Below are 9,930 nucleotides of genomic sequence, written 5' to 3'. Positions count from 1 at the left end.
GGGCTACCTCCAGGCCCAGTCCCCCGTGCCCGCCGAGGACGAGATAGCGGCCGCCCTGCCTGATGGTTCGGCTCGCCGGGCGGGCCTGCTCGTCGAACAGGCGGACGGGCTCGTGGCGGACGCCGTGCCGGTAGCCGACCTCCGTGGGGCCGTCGCCGAGTTCCGCCGTGAGTGCCTCGCCGGCGGCGTCGTCGAGGTCGTCGAGGTCGACGAGCCGGGGGCGCAGGCCGGGGTACTCGATGGCCGCCGTGCGGACGAGACCCCACAGGGCCGCGCGGGCGGGCACGGGCGTGTCGCCGTCCGCCACCGGCTGGGCGTGCCGAGTCACCACGAGGAAGCGGGACTTGCGCTGCCGCTCGCCGAGCGTCTTCAGGGCGGCGAAGCACCCGTACAGTCCGGTGCGGAGTTCGGTGTCCTCCGCGCTGTCGTCGGCCGCTTCGGTGGCGTTCCACAGGTGCACGACTCCCGCCACCGGGTCTTTGACGGCCTCCCACAGCCGCCGGAATCCGTCCTCGTCGGCGTGCGGAAGGACGAGGTGGTCGCGGTCCTGTGCCGGGCGCGCGGCGGACGTGCCGAGGCCGACCTCGATGACGCGGGCACCCTCGGCGCGCAGTTGCCGGGCGGTGCGCTCGCCGGAGGCGTCGCCGTGGTGGAGGACCACCCAGGTGCCTTGCGCGGGCTCGCGCTGCGGGCCCGGCACGGGCCGCCAGTGGATGCGGGAGACCGGCTGCACGGCCTGCCCCGACGGCTCGGCGCCCAGGCCCTGTCCGGGCGCCACCACGGTCGTACGGCGCATGCGGACACCTTCGAACTCCGCGGCGACCTCGCCCGACGGCCCGAGGACCACGGCGTCGGCCGTCGAGTAGGCGCCGTCGACACCGGTCCGGCGGACCAGGACGTCGGCCCCGGAGGACAGGGCCGACAGATCGGTGTGGACGGCGACGCGGGCCACGCCGATCGGCATCATGGGCTGCGGTCCGGTCGATCCCGAAAGGTCCTGGAGCGCGCAGCTCACGACCTGGAACACGCCGTCCGTCAGCAGGGGGTGGGCGTACCACGGCATGGGCTCGGCGTCGCTGCGCAGGACGCCTCGGGCGGCGCCCTCCCCGACGGTGAGCTCCCGGACCGTGCGGAAGTCGGGCCCGTACCGCAGGCCGGCGCGCGACCAGCTCTCGTACAGGTCGTCCGGGGTGATCGTGCGCGTGCCGGTCACCTGCCGGACGGCCCTGGGCGTCGAGCCCTCCGGGAGCGGCCGACCGCGGCCGGTGGAGAGTTGTTTGCGTTCCCCGGCCACGACGGTGCTCAGTTCGAAGCGGGTGTCCGGGTCGTGGCCGACGTCGAGCCGGACGGCCGCCGTCGCGTCGTCGGCGATGGTGAGGGGCCTGAGGAAGGCCACGTCGGTGAGCTCCAGCGGCGTGAACGGCCCGAGCCGGGCGACGCCCACCATCGCCATCTCCATCTGCACCGCGGCGGGCAGCAGTCCGGTGCCTGCGGCGCGGTGCTGGGCGATGAGGGGTTCGTGTCCCGCGAAGGTCTTCTCATAGGTCTCGGCTCGGTGCGTCACTGTCCCTCGCTCCGGTGCTCGTAGTGGCGGTCGAACAGCGGGTGGCTGACGGCGTTCGTCCCGGCGCGGCGGCGAGCGGGGGGCGCGGCCAGCGGCTCTCGGTGGAACGGATAGGTGGGAATGGTGGTCGTGCGGTGCTGCTTGCCCTCGTGGAGCGCGCTCCAGTTCAGGTCGGCGCCCGTGCGGTTGTGGTGGGCGGCCAGGGCGGTGTGGAGCTGGACCTGGTCCTTGCGCCCGCGCTGGAGGGTGGTGAGCCAGACCGGGTGCGGCTCGGCGAGGATCGTGCGGGCCAGGGGCGTGAGGTGGGGGTGGGGGCCTATCTCCCAGACGGCCTGCGGGCTGGTCCCGGCGAGGGCGGTCAGGGCCTGGGTGAAGCGGACGGGCCGGCGGATGGCCTCGGCCCAGTGCCCGGCGTCGACGGCGGAGTCCGGGGTGTGCCAGGTCCCGGTGAGGGTGGCCGCGAACGGGATGGCGGGCGGCTTGAGGGCGGTGGCGGCCACGGCCTCGGCGAAAGGCGCGACGGCCGGTTCCATGTCGGCGGAGTGGAAGGCGTGGCTGACCGTGAGGAGCTGGGTCCGGTGCGGGGTCTCCTCGCGGAAGCGGGCGAGCGCGTCGGCGGGGCCCGTGACGGTGTGGACCTGGGGCGCGTTGTAGGCGCCGATCTCGAGGCCGGGATGGGCCCGAAGCGCGGCGGTGAGGGTGTCGGTGTCGGTGTGGACGACCGCCATGGCGCCGGTCGCGGGCCGGTCCTGCATGAGCCGTCCGCGCAGGGCGGTCAGGCGGAGCAGGTCGGGCAGGGAGAGCACGCCGGCGGCCCAGGCGGCGGTGAGCTCGCCGAGGCTGTGCCCGGCGACGGCGTCGGGGCACACCTCGGCGGCCCGCAGGTACCGGGCCAGGGCCACCTCGACGCTGACGATGGCGGGCTGCGCGTACCGGGTCTGGTCCAGCAGGTGCTGGGCGTCGCCCCACAGCAGGTCGAGCAGCGGGACGTCGGTGTGCGGGACGAGGAGGTCGGCGCACTCGTGCAGCGCGTCGCGGAAGTACGGTTCCGTGGTGTACAGGTCCCGGCCCATGCCGGGGTACTGGGAGCCCTGGCCGGTGAACAGGAAGGCCGTGGTGGCGGGCTTGCCGGTGCGCCGGACGACGGGTGTACGGCCGGCCGCGACGTCGGTGAGCCGGTCGGCCAGCTCCCGGGCGGTGGCACCGTGCACGGCGACACGGTGGCGCTGGGCGGCACGGCCGGTGTTCGCGGTGAAGGCGACGTGCCCCAGCCGGTCCTCGGGCGTGACGGCCACGTGGTCGGCGTAGGCGGTGGCGAGGGCGCGCACGGCGGCCTCGTCGGCGCCGGTGACCCGTACGAGATGGCTGTCCTGCACCGGGCCCGCAGGGGCGGGGACGTCCGGTGCCTCCTCGACGATGACGTGCGCGTTGACGCCGCCCATACCGAAGGCGCTCACCGCCGCACGACGCGGCCCGCCCGTACGCGGCCACTCGACGGGCCGGTCCGCGAGGTAGAACGGCGTTCCCTCGAAGCGGATGTGGTCGTTCGGCCGTGACACGTTCACCGTCGGCGGGACGACCCCGTGCTCCAGCGCCAGCAGGACCTTCACCAGCCCCGCGAGCCCTGCCGCGGGCTCCAGGTGGCCGATGTTGCTCTTCAGGGAGCCCAGCGCGCAGAACTGCGACCGCGCCGTGAAGCGGCGCCACGCACGCGTCAGCCCCTCCACCTCGATCGGATCGCCCAGTCCGGTGCCCGTGCCGTGCGCCTCGACCAGACCGATCGAGTCCGGCGACACCTCCGCGTCCGCCAAGGCCGCGGCCACGACCTCCTGCTGCCCCCCACCGCTGGGCACCGTCAGGCCGCTCGTGCGGCCGCCGTGATTGACCGCGGTCCCCCGGATCACACCGCGCACCCGGTCCCCGTCGCGCAGCGCCGCCGCCAAGGGCTTCACCACGACCGACACGACCCCCTCGCCCGGTACGAACCCGTCCGCACCGGCGTCGAAGGCACGCGACCTGCCGGTGGGCGAGAACGACCTGAGTCGTGAGCCGAGCTGGAAGTACTGGGGCGACATCCCCATGTGCACGCCGGCGACGATCGCCTGCTCGCACTCCCCGTTACGGATGCTCCGCACCGCCGTGTGCAGGGCCACCAGCGACGACGAGCAGAGCGTGTCCACCGTCATGCTGGGGCCGTGCAGGTCGAGGAAGTAGCTGAGCCGGTTGGCGAGGATCGCGTTGTGGTTGCCGAGGCCGGCCGCGGTCTGGACGACGTCGTCGACGACCACGTCGCGGTAGTGCTGGTAACTGGCGCCCACGAACACGCCCGTGGAGCGGTCCGGCTTCCCCGCCAGCCCGGCGTCCTCCAGGGCGCGCCAGGCCGACTGGATCAGATGCCGCTGCTGCGGGTCGATCCACTGCGCCTCGGCGGGTGACAGCCGGAAGAACCCGGGGTCGAAGTCGGTCAGCCCGTCGACGAAGCCGGCCCGCCTGAGGTACACGGTGCCGGGCCTGCCGTCGGTGCCGTAGTAGGCGTCGATGTCCCAGCGGGAGGCGGGTACTTCGCTGAGGCAGTCCTCACCGTCGAGCAGGACCCGCCACAGTTCCTCGGTGTCGGCGGCGTTCGGGAAGACACCGTCGATGCCGATGACGGCGATGTCGTGTTGTTCCGGGTCGGCCGTGCCGGCGGCCGGCGCTGCGGGAGTGACGAACGGCTGTGCCACGGGGGTGAGTTGCCGGTCCCGAGGATCCGAGCGCGTAACGTCTTCCGGCACCGCGGTGTACGTGGCGTCTTCCGGCTCCACGGTGTACGTGGCACGTTCCGGCTCCACGGTGTACGTGGCCTCGCCGGGAACGGTGGTGACGCCGTACTCCTCGCGGAGCTCGGCGGCGAGCCGGTCGACCGATCCGGTTTCGAGGACGAGGGTCACGGGGATGTCGACGCCCAGCTTGGCGCGGAGGTCCTGCGCCAGCGCGACGGCGAGCACGGAGTCGAGCCCCTGCTCCTGCAACGGGCGGTCCGGTTCGAGCTCGTCGATCCCCTTCTCCAGGGCGTCGGCCACCCACCGGGCCAGGGTGGCGTCGAGACCGTCGCCCCGTCCCGTGCCGGGCACGGGCCGGGCGGGCACGGGCCGGTGACCGTTGCTTTCGGCGGCCGGGACCACGGGCCGGCCGGAACCGGCGCCGACGCCCCGGGCCGTGACGGGTCGCGGGGCACCGGCCGACGGCGTGCTCGACAGCCGCTTCCAGGTGATGCCGCGGGCTTCCAGCACCGGCTCATCACCGTCGAGGATCACCAGACTCGCGGTCAGCAGACCGGAGTCGGGACCGGTCTCCCGGTCGCGCCGGGCGTACACGCGGACGGTGGCCGGGATACGGCCGAGGACCGTGAGCCGTTCGACGGCGAAGGGCACGTACAAGCCCTGCGCGCCGCACGCGGTGAGGGCGACCTGGAAGGCGCCGTCGAGGAGCCGCGCGTCGACCACACCGTCGGGTGCGGCCCCGGCGCGGAGCACGCCCGTCGCCTGACCGGTTGCGGTGGAGAGGGCGGCGACGGTCCGGAAGGCGGAGCCGTAGGAGAGTCCGTCGCGTTCGAACGCGCGGTAGAGCGCGTCGAGTTCGACGGTGGTGAAGCCGTCGTCGGACCTCGGGACGGGGAGCGCCGGCTGTTCCGGCGCGGTCAGCTCGGCGGTGCAGACGAGGGCGCCGTTGCCGTCGCGGAACATGACCTGTGCTCCGTCGCGTTCGGCCGACAGGGTCGCGGGCGTCTCGACGCCCCTGCGGAACGTCAGGTCGCGCAGGCCGAACCGTTCGCGGCCGACGAACTCGGCCACCTTGCCGGGGTAGGCCGCCCCGGGCAGGGTCGGCTTGCCGAGGACCACGTGCTCGGCGGCCTCGGGGAGCTCCGCCCACGAGTCGGTCGTACGACCGGTCGCGGCGGCCTCGCCGCGGACGTCACCCTGCTGAGCCGCGCGGGACCGGGCCCCGCCCAGCACCGGCACCGGCGACGTCGGCTGCGGCTGCGGCTGTCCGGTCGGCTCCAGCCAGAGGTACTTCTCGTCGTGCGGCGCGGTCGGGAAGCGTACGCCCGCCCGGCCCGGCCCGCTGGAGAGGTCCGCGCCGGTGACGAACTGCCGGGCCACCGCCTCCAGTTCCTCCCGGCTCGCCCCGTCCTGGGCCGCCGCCTTCTCCGTGCGCCCGGAGCCGTCGGCCACCCCCAGGTAGAGGGAGCGGGTGTCGTCCACGCCGGCCAGGAACAGCCGCAGCTTGTCGTCGAGCTGTTCGAGGCTGTCGACGACGCCGGCGAGCCGGTGTGCCGCCGCCGGACGCCTGCCGCTCGCCTCGCTCAGCGACCTGAGAGACGGGCAGTACGGGGAGCGCAGCATCAGCACGAGGCGGTGCACCAGGGTGCGCAGCGCCTCTTCCGACACCGCCGACAGGGTCACCAGCCGGGGCAGCCGGTCGCGGTCCGCGGCGTCCTCCTCGACGCGGGGAGCGGCCTCGACCACCACGTGGGCGTTCGCGCCGCCGAAGCCGAAGCTGCTGACGCCCGCGATCCGCGGCCCCTCCCAGGGCAGCTGCCGGTCGGCGAGGAACAGCGGCGAGGCCGCGAAGTCGAACGACTTGTTCGGGGTGGTGAAGTTGAGGGACGGCGGGATGCTTCCGGCCTGGAGGGCGAGGACTGTCTTGATGAGTCCGGCGATGCCGGCGGCGGGCTCCAGATGGCCGATGCTCGTCTTCACCGATCCCACGGCGACCGGGTGCGCGGCCTCCTTGCCGAGGACCGCGTGCAGCGCTTCGAGTTCGACGAGGTCACCGAGCTGTGTGCCGGTGCCGTGCGCCTCGACGTAGCCGATGTCGCCGGCGGCGACCCCGGAGGCCGCGAGTGCCTTGCGCAGCACCGCCGTCTGGGCGGGCCTGCTGGGCGCGGTGAGGAAGCCGGCGCTGCCCCCGGTGTGGTTGACGGCGCTGCCGCGGATCACGGCGAGGACCGGGTCCCCGTCGCGCCGGGCGTCCGCGAGCCGCTTCAGGACGACGACGCCGCAGCCCTCGCCGCGGACGTAACCGTCGGCCCCCTCGTCGAAGGCCCGGCACACGCCCTGGGGGGACAGCATGCCGTTGCGTGCGAAGGAGCGCGTCTTGTCCGGTGTCAGGACCAGGTTGGCCGCGCCCACGACGGCGGCGTCGACGTCACCCGACCGCAGGTGCATGGCGGCCTGGTGCAGGGCGACGAGGGACGACGAGCACGCCGTGTCCACGGCCACGCTCGGTCCCGACCAGTCGAAGACGTGCGACAGCCGGTTGGCGACCATGGAGATCGCGGTGCCCGTGGCGACGTGCGGGTCGCCGTGGCCGATGCTCCGTGCCACCAACTCCGGGAAGTCGCTCGCGATGGTGCCGATGAAGACGCCGGTGCCGGCGCCGAGCGACACGTGGTCGTGGCCGCTGCTCTCCAGCGCCTCGGCGGTCACGCTCAGCAGGATGCGCTGCAGCGGGTCCAGGCGCCGGGCCTCGCGGTCGCTGAGGCCGAAGCGTGCGGGGTCGAAGTACTCGACTCCGTCGACCCAGCCCATCTGCACCTCGTCGGCCTCGGCCTCGGTCCACAGATGGGCCCAGCCGCGCCTGCCCGCCGGCGCGTCACCGACGCTGGAGACGCCGTTGACCAGGTTGAGCCAGAACTCGTCCGGGGTGGCGGCGCCGGGGAACCGGCACGCCATCCCGATCACCGCCAGCGCACTGCCGGGGGCGTCCTTCCGCACGGGCCCGGGGTGTTCGGGCTGGGCCACGACCGTCACGGGCCTCTTCTCCTGCACCGCCGTCCCACCCAGGGGCTCGGCGGCCGCGGAGACGGGGGTGTGCACCTCCGGCTCCGGCTGAGGCTGCGGCTGCGGCTGCGGCTCGGTGATCTGCACCAGGCCGTCGGCGGCCAGCAGACGGGCCAGCTTGGTCGCGGTGCCGGTCGCGAAGACCGACGGAGCGGTGACCTCCGCACCCAGCTCGCGGCTGAGGCGTACGGCGGCGACGGTGACGTTGGCCGAGTCGCCGCCGAGATCGAAGAAGTTGGCGTCCGCGGCGAAGTCGGGCTGTCCCACGGTGTCGGCGAAGACGCGCGCGATGAGCCCGGTCAGTGCCTCCGTGGTCAGGGCGGCGGCCGCGGGAACGGCAGGTGCAGCGGCGGCATCAGGTGCCGGAGCAGTGACGGACGGGGCCGGCGCCGCATCGGCGCGAAGGACCGTGTCGCGCGTCGGCAGCGGCAGCCGGGCCCGCGCCACCTTCCCGTTGTCGGTCAGGGGCAGCGCGTCGATCCGTACGTACGCGTCCGGCACCATGTACTCGGGCAGCGTGGCGCCGACGAACTCGTCCAGCCGGGCCTTCGCCGGCAGGCCGTCGCCGACCAGATAGGCGGTCAGACGCGGTTCGCCCCGGCCCTCGAAGCGGGCGGCGACGACGACGGCCGCGGTGATCCCGGGGAACCGTTCCAGCACCTGCTCGATCTCGACGGGCTCGATGCGGTTGCCCCGCACCTTGACCTGGGCGTCGGCACGGCCGAGCCATTCGATGGCGCCGTCGGCGTGGAGCCGTACCTCGTCACCGGTCCGGTAGAGGCGCACCCCGGTGACGGGGTGGACGATGAAGGCGTCCGCCGTGAGGTCGGGCCGGTGGGCGTACCCCTGGGCGAGTCCGGCGCCGGAGATCCAGAGCGCGCCCGTCGTACCGGGTGCGCACGGCTCCAACTGCTCGTCCAGGACGTGCAGGTGCAGGTTCGGCAGCGGCTCGCCGAGCGGGACGAAGGCGCCCACGGAGGTGACGCGGTGGGCGGAGGCCCAGATGGTGGCCTCGGTGGGGCCGTACAGGTTCCACAGGACACGGGCCGAGGCGTGCAGGCCCTCGGCGACGCTCCGCGGCAGAGCCTCGCCCCCCGAGAGGACGGTGAGCTCCGCGGGCGGGGTCCACCCGGTGGCCAGCAGGAGCCGCCACATGCTCGGCGTGGCCTGGGCGACGGTCACCTCGCCTGCCAGTTCGGCCAGGCGCTGCGGATCGCGCGCCACCTCGCGGGAGGCGAGGACGACCGTGGCGCCGACCGTCAGCGGCAGGAACAGTTCCAGCAGGGAGATGTCGAAGGCGACCGTCGTGTGGGCGAGTACGACCTCCTCGGCCGAGGAGCCCAGCCGCTCGCCGACCCCGGTGAGGAAGTTGGCGAGCGCCCCGTGCTCGATCTCCACGCCCTTGGGGGTGCCCGTGGATCCGCTGGTGAACAGGAGGTAGGCGAGGTCGTCCGCCCCGACCCGCGGCGGCACGGCCGGTGCCGACCCGTCCGCCTCCGGTGCGCGCAGGGCGGTGCCCAGGGAGGCGCCGAGAGCGTGGGTGGTGCGGTCGGTGAGGATCAGGTCGCACCGCGCGACCTCGGTGTACCCGCGCAGCCGGTCCGTGGGGTACGCCGGGTCGAGCGGGAGGAAGGCGGCGCCGGACCGGAGGATGCCGAGGAGGGCGGGGATCAGGTGGATGCCCCGTTCGACCAGGACACCGACCACCGATCCGGACTCGATGCCCTGGTCGTGCAGACGGGCGGCGATCGCGTCGGCCCAGGCGTCCAGGGCGGCGTAGTCGAGGGTGCGGGTACCGCTGCGGACGGCGGTGGCCGTGGGCCGGTCGGCGACCGCGGCGGCGAACAGGTCGAGTACGGTCGCGCTGCCGGGTGCCGTCGTCGCCGTGGTGGTCTCCTCGGCGTCCGGCCGGGTGGCGTCGGGCCGGGGCGCGGGCTGCGTCCCGTCGCCGTGGAACAGGGCGGCCAGGGCGAGGTCCTCGACCCGCTCGGTGAACTCCAGCGCCTCGTCGCGTCCCATCGCGGTGTCGCGGATGAAGACGGTCGGCGGGCCGTCCTGCAGGCACAGCAGCGCGATCTCGGTGTGCGGTTCGGCCGACGCCTCCTCCCCCGCGCTGCGTTCGAGGACCATCACATCGGTGAACGTCGGCTCCTCGGAGCCCAGGGGGCGTCCCGCGAGGCCGAGCCGGACCTCGAGGTCGGCGGCGTAGCCGTGCCGGGCGGCGGCCTCGTCGAGCTTGTCGCGCAGGGCACTGGCGCTGTCGCCTTCGAACCGTACGGGGAAGCGCGCGGCGGCGATGCCGTGGGTTTCCTCGGCCCGTACGCGGGCGGCCGACGACGACCAGGCGAAGTCGAAGGTCCGCTCGCCCGCGCGCTCGGCCACGACGTCGAGGAAGGCGCGGACGACACCGATCGCCTCCTCGCGGGAGCCGGGGACGAACGCGAGCTCGTAGCGGCCGTAGTGCGCCGCGCCGGCGCTGAAGTCGTCGACGGGCAGCCGCGCCGGGCGCAGGTCCCGCAGCCGCGCGCTCCACCACGGTTC

General features: G+C 74.2%; 2 protein-coding genes. Both read right to left on the bottom strand.

The window, feature by feature from the left end; all coding sequences use genetic code 11:
- Positions 1 to 1,564, bottom strand: a 1,564-nt coding sequence (locus tag ACWGI8_RS31385) for a polyketide synthase dehydratase domain-containing protein (protein WP_453666064.1), incomplete at its 3' end; no start/stop codon positions are given.
- Positions 1,561 to 9,930 (bottom strand): amino acid adenylation domain-containing protein (locus tag ACWGI8_RS31380; protein WP_453666063.1); only part of this gene is annotated, 8,370 nt, incomplete at its 5' end. The genes ACWGI8_RS31385 and ACWGI8_RS31380, both read right to left, overlap by 4 nt.

It is taken from the genome of Streptomyces sp. NPDC054841, assembly GCF_053611045.1.
This window is presented reverse-complemented; position numbering and strand designations above follow the sequence as displayed.